The organism is Pseudomonas sp. 30_B (assembly GCF_017491605.1).
Classification (GTDB): domain Bacteria; phylum Pseudomonadota; class Gammaproteobacteria; order Pseudomonadales; family Pseudomonadaceae; genus Pseudomonas.
The window spans coordinates 1-13,300 of record NZ_JAFGYY010000049.1 but is presented as its reverse complement, the minus strand read 5'-3'; the positions used below and the strand labels follow the sequence as shown (position 1 = coordinate 13,300).

General features: G+C 62.2%; 9 protein-coding genes. 5 read left to right on the top strand and 4 right to left on the bottom strand.

Going from position 1 to position 13,300, the window contains the following annotated elements:
- Positions 1 to 322 precede the first annotated feature (322 nt).
- The 3 genes from J5M67_RS26985 to J5M67_RS26975 all read right to left on the bottom strand — a co-directional run bounded on the left by J5M67_RS26985 (position 323) and on the right by J5M67_RS26975 (position 6,253).
- Entirely contained in the window at positions 323 to 1,747 is a 1,425-nt protein-coding gene (locus J5M67_RS26985) for a hypothetical protein (protein WP_207888481.1), read from the bottom strand.
- A gap of 128 nt (positions 1,748 to 1,875) precedes the next feature.
- The gene (locus J5M67_RS26980; RefSeq protein ID WP_207888480.1) at positions 1,876 to 3,123 is read right to left on the bottom strand and encodes a ribonucleotide-diphosphate reductase subunit beta; all 1,248 of its coding nucleotides are present in this window, start codon (positions 3,121 to 3,123) and stop codon (positions 1,876 to 1,878) included.
- Between the two features lie 238 nt (positions 3,124 to 3,361).
- A complete protein-coding gene (locus tag J5M67_RS26975; protein WP_207888479.1) occupies positions 3,362 to 6,253 on the bottom strand; it encodes a ribonucleoside-diphosphate reductase subunit alpha in 2,892 nt (963 codons plus the stop codon).
- 767 nt (positions 6,254 to 7,020) lie between these two features.
- Here J5M67_RS26975 and J5M67_RS26970 point away from each other — a divergent pair.
- The 5 genes from J5M67_RS26970 to modC all read left to right on the top strand — a co-directional run bounded on the left by J5M67_RS26970 (position 7,021) and on the right by modC (position 12,388).
- A complete protein-coding gene (locus J5M67_RS26970) occupies positions 7,021 to 7,725 on the top strand; it encodes a response regulator (RefSeq protein WP_207888478.1) in 705 nt (234 codons plus the stop codon).
- Positions 7,726 to 7,975: 250 nt separating this feature from the next.
- Positions 7,976 to 9,592, top strand: a complete 1,617-nt coding sequence (locus J5M67_RS26965) for an ATP-binding protein (RefSeq protein WP_207888477.1) — start codon at positions 7,976 to 7,978, stop codon at positions 9,590 to 9,592.
- 218 nt (positions 9,593 to 9,810) lie between these two features.
- Positions 9,811 to 10,566 carry a molybdate ABC transporter substrate-binding protein gene (gene modA / locus J5M67_RS26960; RefSeq protein WP_207888476.1) on the top strand — a complete coding sequence of 252 codons (756 nt, stop codon included), beginning with the start codon at positions 9,811 to 9,813 and terminating at the stop codon, positions 10,564 to 10,566.
- Between the two features lie 30 nt (positions 10,567 to 10,596).
- Positions 10,597 to 11,277 (top strand): molybdate ABC transporter permease subunit, encoded by a 681-nt coding sequence (gene modB, locus J5M67_RS26955; protein ID WP_207888475.1) that lies wholly within the window; start codon positions 10,597 to 10,599, stop codon positions 11,275 to 11,277.
- Between the two features lie 7 nt (positions 11,278 to 11,284).
- Entirely contained in the window at positions 11,285 to 12,388 is a 1,104-nt protein-coding gene (gene modC / locus J5M67_RS26950; RefSeq protein WP_207888474.1) for a molybdenum ABC transporter ATP-binding protein, read from the top strand.
- A gap of 243 nt (positions 12,389 to 12,631) precedes the next feature.
- Here modC and J5M67_RS26945 read toward each other — a convergent pair.
- Positions 12,632 to 13,300, bottom strand: a 669-nt coding sequence (locus J5M67_RS26945; RefSeq protein ID WP_207888473.1) for a 4'-phosphopantetheinyl transferase, incomplete at its 5' end; no start/stop codon positions are given.

Below are 13,300 nucleotides of genomic sequence, written 5' to 3'. Positions count from 1 at the left end.
GGCGGGTACAGCGAAGCGCCTTCGGGGCGAAGGCTGGGGGTGACAGGCATTTCCATTACCTCTGTGTGATGTGGCCAGCTTTCTTAGGGCTGGGTGCCGGGAGCTAAGAAACCCCACACAGAGGGCCGGACGTATTCCCCTTTCGGGTCTTGTATTAGCCCACTCCCGGCGTCGCAGAGGTTTTTCGAGGACGAATGAATCCAGCGTGCTCGAAAAAGCCGCTTAACTTTCGGGAGCGGTCAGGCCGCTGTGTGACAGGCGTTTCTTAGGCGCCGGGCGAGAGGTTACGTGTAATCTGAAATTGGGTCAATTTGTCTCAGCGCTACATGATGAGCTTATCAAATTTGTCCCGAAGTATTCTGTACTCAGGGAATTCGCTCGATCGCCTTTCATTTATTAATTCGATCAAGTCATCGTCCGTGAGGGTAAGGATGAATCCACGATCATCCTGCGCTGTGTCTTTGCATCGAGTAGCTAGTTCGTTTGGATCAAGGCAGGTCCTGTGGATTAGGATTCCAACCTTTCCTCTGGAAGGATTAAATCTTCCAGCGAGTTGATCTATTTCAGGGTTTTTAGGGTCGTTCTCATAGTTCTTGCACTCAATGAATATCTTTGCGGCTGAATAGTTTTGCTGCACCCAAAAGAAAAATCCTCTTCTTGCTTCGTTCGTGTAGGTTATATCTATTCGCTTTCTTCCATTGTGAATGGGGGTTTGTTTGCTGGGATATGTGAGGGATGGGTAGAATATCGCGGTTGCAATGCGCTCCACGCATTCTTCATACGCATACGCTTGAGCTTTTCCGGGTGATATTGATTTTAGTTCAGTTATTAATGCATCCCAGTCAATATTTTTCGCATTGGTTAGCTCGGCTATATCTTCATGGTCGAGAGGGAGTATGGGGTGCTTTAATTTATCATTCTTATATGCCTGCAAGATTGTTGGGAATGTAAGGGTTTGGCGTTCGACTGCTGCTTTGTCGCTGCCATATCGATCCATTAAATCAGTTTTTGTTACGCGTGGGGTGCCATCCTTAAGGTAGTGTACAAGCGACGAGCCTCGCCTAATTTCTTCACTTTGCATCTCAACTAACAGGTAATGGCGGTAATATTCGTCTGATCTGAATGAGAGGTTGTATCGAGCAATAATTTTAGGGACTAGGATAATTTTACCTTTCGGCGTCATGGGTAGCTCAGTGAAACGTTGCGTCCATTGGCTCCCATCCCAAATAGGCCCTGATGGTATGTTGGGCTGCATTGGGATTCCGTAGTATCTGCACATTTCTTGGGTGTATTCTATAAGCGGTCCTCGAAGTATGTTGCAAATGGCGTCGGAAATCATATCGCTACCGATGCCTTCAATAACCAGACATGTATCTTCAAGATCTTGAAGTAGGCCGCTTTGTGATGCTCTACTGCTTGAAATTGCCTTCCATACTTTGACTGCATTGTCTGGGCCGAATCCGTGCCCTTTGGACTCCCCCTTCGAAAGTCCAAGGTGAAATTCATTTCCTTCGTTTAGCTTTGCTATATGGTTTATTGCCCTTTGATCTTCTTTGTTTCTGATGAACTCGAGAACTCTCTCAAAGAAGCTCTGCATCAAGGATTGAGCAATATGCGCCCAGTCTGAGTTCATTTGTTTTAGCGCGGTAGGGTCGATAAAGGCAGGAACATCTGTGTCTATTGGGACGTCTAGGAAGTCGAGAAAAGGCTGTTCAAGACCCAGCTTGTAGTATTGGGAAACTCTCATGCTCTCTCCTTAAAATGAAAAGCCCCGCACAATGGCGGGGCTTTTGCCTTTCTATCACTGCCCCAACATTCCATTTCGGGTTACAGCGTTTCTAATGGTCTTGACTTGCGGTCTTGCTACTACTTCCGTCAGTCCCAGCTCAGCGCGCCGCCGGTCTGGTACTCGATCACGCGGGTCTCGAAGAAGTTCTTTTCCTTCTTGAGGTCCATGATTTCGCTCATCCACGGGAACGGGTTGCTGGTGCCCGGGTATTCCTCTTTGAGGCCGATCTGGGTCAGGCGACGGTTGGCGATGAACTTGAGATAGTCCTCCATCATCGCCGCGTTCATGCCCAGTACGCCGCGCGGCATGGTGTCGCGAGCGTATTCGATCTCCAGCTGGGTGCCCTGGAGGATCATCTGGGTGGCCTCGTCCTTCATCTGGGCATCCCACAGGTGCGGGTTTTCGATCTTGATCTGGTTGATCACGTCGATGCCGAAGTTCAGGTGCATGGATTCGTCGCGCAGGATGTACTGGAACTGCTCGGCGGTGCCGGTCATCTTGTTGCGGCGGCCCATGGAGAGGATCTGGGTGAAGCCGCAGTAGAAGAAGATGCCTTCCAGGACGCAGTAGTAGGCGATCAGGTTGCGCAGGAACTGGCGGTCGGTCTCAGGCGTCCCGGTCTGGAACTTCGGATCGGAGATCGAGCGGGTGTACTTGAGGCCCCAGGACGCTTTCTTCGCGACGCTCGGGATCTCGTGGTACATGTTGAAGATTTCGCCCTCGTCCATGCCCAGCGACTCGATGCAGTACTGGTAGGCGTGGGTGTGGATCGCTTCCTCGAAGGCCTGGCGCAGGATGTACTGGCGGCACTCGGGGTTGGTGATCAGGCGGTAGACGGCCAGCACCAGGTTGTTGGCGACCAGGGAGTCGGCGGTGGAGAAGAAGCCGAGGTTGCGCATGACGATGCGGCGCTCGTCTTCGGATAGGCCGTCCTTGCTCTTCCACAGGGCAATGTCGGCGTTCATGTTCACTTCCTGGGGCATCCAGTGGTTGGCGCAACCATCCAGATACTTCTGCCAGGCCCAGTCGTACTTGAAGGGTACGAGCTGGTTGAGGTCGGCGCGGGCGTTGATCATCTGCTTGTCGCCGACCTGTACGCGGGCGGCGGAGCCTTCCAGATCGTCCAGGCCTTCCTGGATGTCCAGGGCGTCGAGGGCCTGCTTGGCACGGGCAACGGCGTCGGAGTCGGCGGCGGAAACGGCGCGGGCTTCCTCGACGGAGCCGGCGGCTTCGGAGTCGAGTTTGTCAGCGTTCTGCGCGGCGGCCTGGGCGACTGCCGGGGCGGCCTTGGTTTCGGTGGCGTCTTCTTTGTCGAATTCGTCCCAGCTCAGCATGGGTCCTCTCCTGTTCTGGATGGCCGTTCTGTGGCGGCCTGATGTCTGGTGGCGTGTGGTGCACGCTAAGAGCTTGTGCTTCTTCCGCTCTACGAAAGTCCGTGACGGAGGAGGCTGTTGTTCTGTGAGGAAGGGGGCCTTTAAGAGCCCCTCACCCTAGCCCTCTCCCAGAGGGAGAGGGGACAGTCCGTGCGGTCTGCCGTTTCGGTGTCAGCACCGCCGAGGCGGCGCGCTCACCTTATTGGCAGGCTTCGCAATCCGGATTGTCGATGCTGCAGGCCTTGGGTACAGGGGCCGGCTGCGGCGCGGCGGCCGGAGCGGCTTGCAGGCCTTCGTCGCTACCCGCCGACACGGCGTTGAGCTTGCCGGTGTTGATGGTGGACTTCTCGGTGCTGGTAGCGGCCAGGGCACGGAGGTAGTAGGTGGTCTTCAGACCACGGAACCAGGCCATGCGGTAGGTCACGTCCAGCTTCTTGCCCGAGGCGCCGGCGATGTAGAGGTTCAGGGACTGGGCCTGATCGATCCACTTCTGGCGGCGGCTGGCGGCGTCGACGATCCACTTGGTCTCGACTTCGAAGGCGGTGGCGTACAGGTCCTTCAGGTCTTGCGGGATGCGCTCGATCTGCTGCACGGAGCCGTCGTAGTACTTCAGGTCGTTGACCATGACCGGGTCCCACAGGCCACGAGCCTTGAGGTCGTGAACCAGGTAGGGGTTGATCACGGTGAACTCGCCGGAGAGGTTCGACTTCACATACAGGTTCTGGTAGGTCGGCTCGATGGACTGCGATACGCCGGTGATGTTGGCGATGGTCGCGGTCGGCGCGATGGCCATGATGTTCGAGTTACGAATACCTTTCTGTACGCGGGCACGGACCGGGGCCCAGTCCAGGGACTCGGTCAGGTCGACGTCGATGTACTTCTGGCCACGGGCTTCGATGAGGATCTGCTGGGAGTCCAGCGGCAGGATGCCCTTGGACCACAGGGAGCCGTTGAAGGTCTCGTAGGCGCCACGCTCGTCGGCCAGGTCACAGGAAGCCTGGATGGCGAAGTAGCTGACCGCTTCCATGGACTTGTCGGCGAACTCGATGGCCGCGTCCGAGCCGTACGGGATGTGCTGCAGGTACAGCGCGTCCTGGAAGCCCATGATGCCGAGGCCTACCGGGCGGTGCTTGAGGTTCGAGTTGCGAGCCTGCGGGACCGAGTAGTAGTTGATGTCGATAACGTTATCGAGCATGCGCACGGCGGTCTTCACGGTCTTCTCGAGCTTGGCGGTGTCCAGCTTGCCGTCGACGATGTGGTTGACCAGGTTGATCGAGCCCAGGTTGCAGACGGCGATTTCGTCGGCATTGGTGTTCAGGGTGATCTCGGTGCACAGGTTCGAGCTGTGGACCACGCCCACATGCTGCTGCGGGCTGCGCAGGTTGCACGGGTCCTTGAAGGTCAGCCACGGGTGGCCGGTCTCGAAGAGCATGGACAGCATCTTGCGCCACAGGTCTTTGGCCTGGACGACCTTGAACACCTTGATCTTGTTGTACTCGGTCAGGGCTTCGTAATACTCGTAGCGCTCTTCGAAGGCCTTGCCGGTCAGATCGTGCAGGTCCGGTACTTCGGACGGGGAGAACAGGGTCCACTTGCCGTCGTCGAAGACGCGCTTCATGAACAGGTCCGGAATCCAGTTCGCGGTGTTCATGTCGTGGGTACGGCGACGGTCGTCACCGGTGTTCTTGCGCAGCTCGAGGAATTCCTCGATGTCCAGGTGCCAGGTTTCCAGGTAGGCGCAGACGGCGCCCTTGCGCTTGCCACCCTGGTTTACGGCGACGGCGGTGTCGTTCACCACTTTGAGGAACGGAACTACGCCCTGGGACTTGCCGTTGGTGCCCTTGATGTAGGAGCCCAGCGCACGGACCGGAGTCCAGTCGTTGCCCAGGCCGCCTGCGAATTTGGACAGCATGGCGTTGTCGTGGATGGCGTTGTAGATGCCCGACAGGTCGTCCGGAACGGTGGTCAGGTAGCAGCTGGAGAGCTGCGGACGCAGGGTGCCGGCGTTGAACAGGGTCGGGGTCGACGACATGTAGTCGAACGAGGAGAGCAGGTTGTAGAACTCGATGGCGCGAGCTTCACGGTCCTTCTCTTCGATGGCCAGGCCCATGGCCACGCGCATGAAGAAGACCTGCGGCAGTTCGAAACGGATGCCGTCCTTGTGGATGAAGTAGCGGTCGTACAGGGTCTGCAGGCCGAGGTAGGTGAACTGCTGGTCGCGCTCGTGGTTCAGCGCGGCGCCCAGCTTGGCCAGGTCGAACTCCTTGAGCTTGCTGTCGATCAGTTCGAACTCGGCACCTTTCTCGACGTAGGCGGCCAGGGCCTTGGTGTAGAGGTCGGCCATCTCATGGTGAGTGGCGCTCTCGGCCACGCCCAGGAAGCCCAGGGCTTCTGCGCGCAGGGTGTCCATCAGCAGGCGGGCGGTGACGTAGGAGTAGTTCGGCTCGCGCTCGACCAGGGTACGGGCGGTCATCACCAGGGCGGTGTTGACGTCCTTCTCGGCAACGCCGTCGTACAGGTTCTTCAGGGTTTCGCGTTCGATCAGGTCGCCGTCGACTTCGGCCAGGCCTTCGCAGGCTTCGCGGATGATGGTCTGCAGGCGGCCCATGTCCAGCGGCTGGGTGCTGCCGTCGGCCTTGGTGATGCGGATGCTCGGGTGCGGCTGGGCGATGTCGCTGGCGGTGCCGGCGTTCTTGCGCTCGTTGGCACGGGCTTCGCGGTAGATCACGTAGTCGCGGGCGACTTTCTGCTCGCCGGCGCGCATCAGGGACAGTTCGACCTGGTCCTGGATCTCTTCGATGTGGATGGTGCCACCGGAGGGCATGCGGCGCTTGAAGGTCGCGGTGACCTGTTCGGTCAGGCGGCGCACGGTCTCATGGATGCGCGACGAGGCGGCAGCGGTGCCGCCTTCCACGGCGAGGAACGCCTTGGTGATGGCTACAGTGATCTTGTCATCGGTGTAGGGAACTACGGTGCCGTTGCGCTTGATCACGCGCAGCTGGCCCGGCGCGGTGGCGGCCAGATCCTGAGCGGATTCGGCGGCCTGCGGCGCGTTGGCCTGCGGGTTCTCGCGAGTGGTGTCGATTTGCATGGGTGGTTGTCTCCACGTTCTCGTAATTGGTGTGTTACTGGCACCTGGGGTGCCGGCCCGAAAAATAAAGAGCGAAAAGAGCAGTGGCCCGCGGCAGGACCGCGAGCTGAAAATTCTCTGAGCAGGGGGATTGAGACCCGAAGCGCCTCCCTGGCCCAAGTCGGGTGCCGGCTTTACGGGCCGGGACCACAATACCTAGTGGTGTTGAACGTATCGTTGCAACACCCGTACCGCGTTTCCATCGACATGAATCGCTCCTTGCGGGTCGCCCCGCCTGGTCCATCAGTACGGCTGGAATTACGTTGTGGGTGAACCGGAGGAGCCATGGAAAAGGCTCGCGACTTCGACTTTCTTCTTGTGTCCGGTTCACGGTGGCAACCCCAAGATGTAGGGGTATGCCGCAACGGGGATACAAGATAATGCGCTAGTGGGGGGTTTGCAAGGAGAGGGGCGTGGGAAAAGCTGTGGATAAAATGTGGGTGAAATGTGGGTGAAGCCGGGTAACTCGCGCCAGCCCGCGTGCTGAGGGCCTTTCACCGTTCGTCGTGCTTGATGACAGATTTTTCACTCAACGGGGTGGCGTCGCGAGGGGGGAACACTACCACAATATGTAGTGTTTTTGCCGCAGCAGGACTTGACCTTTTCAGGCATTGTCTGCCTATGCCGTCGGCGTGCGACGGTGCGGGCAATCTGGCTACAATGCCGGCCGCTTTCGCGGGCTTTCTGCTTCAGTCATGGATAGGGCCCGCCGTGCATCAGGAGGCAAGGTGGAACAAGAAGCGCGCATTCTCATCGTCGAGGACGACCAGCGACTGGCCGAGCTGACCCAGGATTACCTGGAGAGCAACGGCCTGGCGGTTGCCATCGAGTCCAACGGAGCGGCGGCGGTGGAGCGGGTGCTGGCCGAGCGGCCGGACCTGGTGGTGCTCGACCTGATGCTGCCCGGCGAGGATGGCCTGTCGATCTGCCGGCGCCTGCGCCCGGACTACGACGGCCCGATCCTGATGCTGACCGCGCGCACCGACGACATGGACCAGGTACAGGGCCTGGAAATGGGCGCCGACGACTATGTGTGCAAGCCGGTGCGCCCGCGTCTGCTGCTGGCGCGCATCCGCGCCTTGCTGCGGCGCTCCGAGCCGGCCGAAGCCGCTCCGGTGGCCGGCGGCAAGCGCCTGACCTTCGGCAAGCTGGTGATCGACAACGCCATGCGCGAGGCCTGGCTGGACGAGCAGACCATCGAGCTGACCAGCGCCGAGTTCGACCTGTTGTGGCTGCTGGCGTCGAACGCCGGGCGCATTCTGTCCCGCGAAGAAATCTTCAACTCCCTGCGCGGCATCGAGTACGACGGCCAGGACCGCTCCATCGACGTGCGCATTTCGCGCATCCGCCCGAAGATCGGTGATGACCCGATGCACCCGCGCCTGATCAAGACGGTGCGCAGCAAGGGTTACCTGTTCGTCGGGGAGCTTTGAAGGGTGGCTGGGTGAGTCGTGCGCGCGGGATTGCCCTCACCCCAGCCCTCTCCCGGAGGGAGAGGGGGCTGTCTGTGCCGGCTGCCAGTTGGGTTTCAGCCTGCAAGCTCTGGTGTAGTGGAAGCTTGGGGCGTGGGCCGGCTGGAGCGCTGAGCTTCGCGCATACTCCGAACAGTCCCCTCTCCCTTTGGGAGAGGGTTAGGGTGAGGGCGCTCTTCATCAGCACTGCCGTCCCCCGGAAATACCACCCATGAAATCCATCTTCCTGCGCATCTACGGCGGCATGCTGCTGACCCTGGTGCTGGTGGCCGCCCTCGGCGTGCTGACCTTGCACCTGGTCAACGAGGTGCGCGGCGAGCGTTACCGCGAGGACCTGGCGCGCGGCACCTTCCGCCTGATGGCCGACGAGCTGTTGCCGATGACGGAGGTGGACCGCAAGCGCTCGCTGATCCAGTGGAGCCGTCTGCTGGGCATTCCGCTGAAGCTGGTCAGCCTGGACGGGCTGGGCATGGAAGGGCGCAGCCGGGCGCGGCTGATGAACGATCAGGTGCTGGTGCAGGCCGAGGAGCCGCACAGGGTGCGCGTGCTTACCCAGGTCAGCGCCGCGGAGGGGTTGATCCTCACCGGCGAGGTGGAGCAGGTCAGCGAGCAGTTGGCGCGGGCCACCATCTACCTGCTGATGGACGAGCTCAAGCGTTACCCGGCCAGCGAGCAGCCTTACCATCTGGCGCGCATCGTCCGCGACAAGCGCTTCGGCTACGAGGTGCACCTGCTGAGCATCAAGGAAGTGGACCTCGACGACGACCAGAGCCGCCGCGTGGAGGAGGGCGACACGGTGATGGCGCTGGGCAAGGACGGCGATTCCATCCGCGTGCTGGCAGGCATCATCGATACGCCCTGGGTGCTGGAAATGGGCCCGATCTACCAGATGAATTCCTATCCGCCGCAGTTGCTGTCGATCATCGTGATCGTCGCCCTGAGCCTGATCGGCCTGACCCTGTACCTGCTGATCAGCGGCCTGGAGCAGCGCCTTCGCAGCCTGGAGTCCGCCGCCACGCGCATTGCCCGCGGCAGCCTGGATACCCGCGTGGAAGCGCGCGGCGCCGACTCGGTGGGGCGCCTGGCGGGGGCGTTCAACCACATGGCGGAGCAGTTGCAGCTGCTGCTGACGATGCAGCGCGAGCTGGTGCGTGCGGTGTCCCACGAGTTGCGCACGCCGGTGGCGCGCCTGCGCTTCGGCCTGGAGATGATCGAGTCGGCGGAGACCGATGCGTCGCGGCGCAAGTACATGGAGGGCATGGATGGCGACATCCAGGACCTCGACCAACTGGTGGACGAGATGCTCACCTATGCGCGCCTGGAGCAGGGTTCGCCGGCGCTGACCTACCAGCGCCTGGAGCTGGCCGCCCTGGTGGAGCAGGTGGTGTCGGAAATCGCGCCGTTGCGGCGGGAGATCAGCGTGACCATCGAGCCGGGGCCGCTGGTGCCGTTCGACCAGGGCAGTTGGGTGGAGGCCGAGCCGCGCTACCTGCACCGCGCGCTGCAGAACCTGCTGACCAATGCCTTGCGCTATGCCGAGGGCCGCGTGCGGGTAAGCTTCCGGGTCAGCGTGGATCGTTGCCAGGTGGATGTCGAAGACGATGGGCCGGGCGTGCCGGAGGCGCAATGGCCGCGCCTGTTCCAGCCGTTCTTCCGGGCCGACGACAGCCGTGCTCGGGTTACCGGCGGGCACGGGCTGGGGCTGTCGATCGTGCGGCGGATCATCCATTGGCACGGCGGGCGGGCATTGATCGCGCGTAGCGAGAGCCTGGGCGGCGCCTGCTTCACGCTGGTCTGGCCGCGCCGCCAGGCGCCCAAGGTCGAGTGAGTTTTCGCAGTATTTGACCTTTAGGTCAGAAAATGCAGAATGCTGCCGATGCCGGCCGTCCTGCCGGTGGCCATTCCGGTCTGCGCTGCGTTCTCCCTTTCGCGTGACTTATCCCATGAGGGGTATTGCAGCTTTACGGCTATCGTTATGTAATTTTGGTTATAGCGTTCTGTCCGGTCTCGTAGCCCTGATAACGACAACCTCGCTGGAGCATCACGATGAAACACCGCTTGGCCCGTCTTTCCCTGCTGGTTGCCTCCTGCTTCACCCTGCACTCGGCGCTGGCCGATGAGGTGCAGGTCGCCGTCGCTGCCAACTTCACCGCGCCGATCCAGGCGATCGCCAGGGACTTCGAGAAGGACACCGGGCACAAGCTGGTTGCCGCCTACGGCGCCACCGGGCAGTTCTACACCCAGATCAAGAACGGCGCGCCTTTCGAGGTGTTCCTCGCCGCCGACGACAGCACGCCGAAGAAACTGGAAGCGGAGCAGGAGATCGTCCCCGGCTCGCGCTTCACCTACGCCATCGGCACCCTGGCGCTGTGGTCGCCGAAGGATGGCTACGTCGACGCCAAGGGCGAGGTACTGAAGAGCGACGCGTTCAAGCACCTCTCCATCGCCAACCCGAAGGCCGCCCCCTACGGCCTGGCCGCCACCCAGGTGCTGGACAAGCTGGGCTTGAAGGACAAGCTCGCCGGCAGGATCGTCGAAGGCCAGAACATCACACAGGCCTTCCAGTTCGTCTCCACCGGCAACGCGGAACTGGGCTTCGTGGCGTTGTCGCAGATCTACAAGGATGGCAAGGTGACGAGTGGCTCCGCGTGGATCGTGCCAGCTGACCTGCATGACCCGATCCGCCAGGACGCGGTGATCCTCAACAAGGGCAAGGACAGTGCCGCCGCCAGGGCGCTGGTCGAGTACCTGAAAAGCCCGAAAGCCACCGCGCTGATCAAGTCCTACGGCTACGAAATCTGACGTTTTCCCCATAGACGCAAGGAACAGGCGATGCCCCTCACGCAGGAGGATTTCCAGGCCATCCGGCTCACCCTCGAGCTGGCGGCCCTGAGTACGGCGATTCTCCTACTGATCGGCACGCCCATCGCCTGGTGGCTGGCGCGCACCCGCTCCTGGCTGAAAGGCCCGCTGGGGGCGGTGGTGGCGCTGCCGCTGGTGCTGCCGCCGACGGTGATCGGCTTCTACCTGCTGATCACCCTGGGTCCCAACGGCGCCATCGGGCAACTCACCGAGAGCCTGGGGCTGGGGCGATTGCCCTTTACCTTCGCCGGGCTGGTGGTGGGCTCGGTGTTCTATTCGCTGCCCTTCGTGGTGCAGCCGTTGCAGAATGCCTTCGAGGCGATCGGCAGCAAACCGCTGGAGGCCGCCGCGACGTTGCGGGCGAGCCCTCTGGATACTTTCTTCTCCGTGGTCCTGCCGCTGGCGCGGCCGGGTTTCATCACCGCCAGCATCCTCGGCTTCGCCCATACGGTGGGCGAGTTCGGCGTGGTGCTGATGATCGGCGGCAATATTCCGGGCAAGACCCGCGTGGTGTCGGTGCAGATCTTCGACCACGTCGAGGCCATGGAGTATGCCCAGGCGCACTGGCTGGCCGGTGGCATGGTGGTGTTCTCCTTCCTGGTCCTGCTGGCGCTCCATGCGAGCCGCCGCAGTCGTTCGGCCTGGGCGTGAGGTGGGGATGAACGACAGCGTCGGTGTGCGCGCCATCGAGGCACGATTCCAGATCGCCTATTCGGGCTTCCGTCTGGAGGTGGACCTGCAACTGCCGGGGCGCGGCGTCACCGCGCTGTTCGGCCATTCCGGCTCGGGCAAGACCACCTGCCTGCGCTGCGTGGCGGGCCTTGAGCGCGCGCCGCTCGGCCGCCTGGTGGTAAACGGGGAGGTCTGGCAGGACAGCGCCACGGGCCTGTTCCTGCCGCCGCACCAGCGCGCGCTGGGCTACGTATTCCAGGACGCCAATCTCTTCGAGCACCTGTCGGTGCAGCGCAATCTGACCTATGGCATGAAGCGCGTACCGCGCGACCAGCATCGCGTGGCGCTGGAGCAGGCCACCGAGCTGCTGGGCATCGGCCATCTGCTGGAGCGCATGCCGGCGAACCTTTCCGGCGGCGAGCGGCAACGCGTGGGCATGGCCCGCGCGCTGCTGACCAGCCCGCGTCTGCTGCTGATGGACGAGCCGCTGGCGGCGCTGGACCTGAAGCGCAAGGCGGAAATCCTGCCGTACCTGGAGCGCCTGCACGACGAGCTGGATATTCCGATCCTCTACGTCAGCCACTCGCCGGACGAAGTGGCGCGGCTGGCCGATCACCTGGTGCTGCTCGACCAGGGCAAGGCGATTGCCAGCGGGCCGGTGGTCCAGACCCTGGCGCGGACCGATCTGCCGATTTCGCATCTGGAAGATGCTGGTGTGGTGATCGACGGGCAGGTGCTGGGGCACGACGCCGAATACGGTTTGCTGAGCGTGGCGCTGCCGCATTGCGAGCAACGCATCCGCCTGGCCCACGCGTCGATGGAAAAGGGCAGGGCGCTACGCATCAAGGTGCAGGCGCGGGACGTCAGCCTGAGCCTGGAGCCGGCGGCGCACAGCAGTATCCTCAACGTGCTGCCGGCGACGGTGGTGGAGATGGTGCCGACGGACAATCCCGCGCACCTGTTGGTGAAGCTGGACGTGGCCGGCACACCGCTGCTGGCGCGGATCACCCGCTATTCCCACGACCAGCTCGGCCTGCAGGTTGGGCAGGCGGTGTGGGCGCAGATCAAGTCGGTGGCGTTGCTGGCCTGAGGCTGCGTGCTTTTCGTAGGAGCGAGCTTGCTCGCGAACGGGGCCGCGACCCAGTGTCAGGTTGATAGGAAGAGCTTCGCGAGCAAGCTCGCTCCTACAGGATAGGCCCCGTGCCCATGGGACACGGACAAAGAAAAAGGGCGACCAACACGGGCCGCCCTTTTTTCTTTCAGATTACGCCTTGCACCCGTGACGAGCATCCTGGTCGCGCTGGGAGCTGGCGCCGATGCTGTGGCATGGCCGTCAGATGTCCGCGGGAATCGCCACCAGGCTGAGCAGGCGATCGTCGAACAGGCTGAATTGCCCGGCGATCTCCTTGCCGTGGTGCCACTCCTCCGACAGGTCGGTGAGCAACCGCAGGCGGGCGTGGCCGCCGGCGGACCACTGGATCAGCTCGGCGTGCTGGAAGTAGAAGCGCTGGCGCACCAGCGGGAAGAGCGCCTTGAACAGGCTCTCCTTGAGCGAGAAGGTCAGGGTGACCTGCAGCGCCATCTGTTCGCGGTCGAGCCGCGCCAGTTCGTCCGGAGTGAGGAGTTCACCGGCCAGGCGCTGGGAGCGGGCGCTGTCGAGGCGGCTTTCCACGTCCAGGCCCAGTCCGCGCCAGGCGTTGGTACGGGCGACCACGGCCGCCGCCCAGCCGTCGCCGTGGGTGATCGAGCCACAGAAGCCGTGCGGCCAGACCGGCGCCCGCTCTTCATCGGTGCCGGGCACCACGGCGTCGCCACCGCTGGCCTGCAGAGCCGCGCGGGCGCAGAGGCGACCGGCGAGGTATTCGGCCTGGCGCTTGGCGACGGCGCGCTGGACGTTCGCCGGGGCCGGCACCTGGCTGGCCTGGAAATCATCCGGCAGCAGGCGCTGGCGGTCGAAATGGGTGCTGCGCAGCTGGCAGCCGGCCAGGGGGGTGGGTAGCGG

Bases quoted from the DNA above. Each gene is read 5' to 3' on its own strand.
- modA (WP_207888476.1), top strand. From the start codon at position 9,811: ATGAAACACCGCTTGGCCCGTCTTTCCCTGCTGGTTGCCTCCTGCTTC.
- J5M67_RS26980 (WP_207888480.1), bottom strand. From the start codon at position 3,123: ATGCTGAGCTGGGACGAATTCGACAAAGAAGACGCCACCGAAACCAAG.
- modC (WP_207888474.1), top strand. From the start codon at position 11,285: ATGAACGACAGCGTCGGTGTGCGCGCCATCGAGGCACGATTCCAGATC.
- J5M67_RS26985 (WP_207888481.1), bottom strand. From the start codon at position 1,747: ATGAGAGTTTCCCAATACTACAAGCTGGGTCTTGAACAGCCTTTTCTC.
- J5M67_RS26975 (WP_207888479.1), bottom strand. From the start codon at position 6,253: ATGCAAATCGACACCACTCGCGAGAACCCGCAGGCCAACGCGCCGCAG.
- modB (WP_207888475.1), top strand. From the start codon at position 10,597: ATGCCCCTCACGCAGGAGGATTTCCAGGCCATCCGGCTCACCCTCGAG.
- J5M67_RS26965 (WP_207888477.1), top strand. From the start codon at position 7,976: ATGAAATCCATCTTCCTGCGCATCTACGGCGGCATGCTGCTGACCCTG.